Origin of the sequence: Streptomyces lonarensis (genome assembly GCF_012033735.1) — a bacterium.
In the GTDB taxonomy this organism is placed as follows: domain Bacteria; phylum Actinomycetota; class Actinomycetes; order Streptomycetales; family Streptomycetaceae; genus Streptomyces; species Streptomyces lonarensis.
On sequence record NZ_JAAVJD010000164.1, the window covers coordinates 1 to 1,266 of the forward strand.

At 72.5% G+C, this 1,266-nt stretch carries 1 protein-coding gene; it reads left to right on the plus strand.

Annotated elements, in window-relative coordinates; all coding sequences use genetic code 11:
• The first annotated feature begins 247 nt into the window (after positions 1-247).
• Entirely contained in the window at positions 248-1,210 is a 963-nt protein-coding gene (locus HCN56_RS18285; protein WP_167972508.1) for a thioredoxin domain-containing protein, read from the plus strand.
• Positions 1,211-1,266 lie beyond the last annotated feature (56 nt).

The window sequence follows — 1,266 nt, forward strand, 5'->3', positions numbered from 1 at the left end:
GTGCCGATCCATGACCGTCACGCACCGCGCCACCGGGGCGCCACCGATCACGGCGGCCCCCGCCCCGCTGCTGAGCCACTCCGTCCTGCGACGCGGCCCGCCGTCGGCGGTCGTCCTCGCGGCCTGACGCCCCGGTCGTACTCCGGGTCGTCGTCCCACGGCCAGCGCCGCCCGCGCCGCACCCCCGCGCGTCGACCGGCGGCGTCTCCCCCACGTATTCGACGGATTCAGACGGAGACCAACGAGCATGAGCAAGCGCAACACACAGGAAGCCAAGCGCGCCGCACGTGAGCGGCTGCGCGCCGAGCGGGAGAAGGAAGCCCGCAAGGAGAAGACCAAGCGGCAGCTCGTCGTCGGCGCCGTGGCGCTCGGCGTGCTGGCGATCGCCGGTTTCGCCGGTATGGCCATCGCCAACATGGGCGGCGGCGGCAGCGCCACCGACTGGGCCGCCGTCGAGCGGCAGGTCGCGGGCGAGCCGGAGGAGGGCGACACCACCTACGCGGACTCCGCCCCCGCCAACGCCTCCGGCGACGACGGCCTGACCGTCCTGGTCGGCGACGAGAACGCCCCGCACACCGTCTCCTTCTACGAGGAGCCGCGCTGCGGCGGCTGCGCCGCCTTCGAGCAGCGGATGGGCCAGGACATCAAGCAGTCGATCGCCGAGGGCGAGTACAACGGCGACTTCACCTTCGGCGCGTTCTTCGACGACAACCCGCAGGCCGGCGGTGACGGCTCCAAGAACGCCATCGCCGCGATGGGCGCCGCGCTGAACGTGAGCGACGAGGCCTTCCTCGGCTACGTCGACGCGCTGTACTCCACCGAGTACCACACCAGCGCCAACGGCATGCGCGACTTCGACGAGGACGACAAGCTGGTCGACATCGGCCGTTCCGTCCCGGAGCTGGAAGCCGACTTCGACCAGTTCGAGTCCGACATCCGTGAGTCCGCCTTCGCCGTCTGGGCGGCGAAGATGGCCGACAAGTTCGCCAACTCGGGCGTCGAGTCGACCCCGACGATCATGGTCGACGGCGAGACCATCACCACCCCGGAGACCCCGGAGGCGCTGCGCGCCGCCCTGGAGACCTCCGCCGCGGAGGGCCGCGGCAACAGCGCCGGCGGTGACTCCGCCGACGAGAACCCGGACGCGGACGCCGATGCGGACGCGGACGCAGACGCCGAGGAGACCGAGGACGGCGAGTCGCAGGACTGACCGTGCTGTACTCCTCGTACCGGCGCGGGGGGGGGGGGGGGGGGGGGGGGGGGGGG

Excerpts from the sequence above, each read along its gene's own strand:
- HCN56_RS18285 (WP_167972508.1), top strand. The coding sequence starts at position 248 with ATGAGCAAGCGCAACACACAGGAAGCCAAGCGCGCCGCACGTGAGCGG.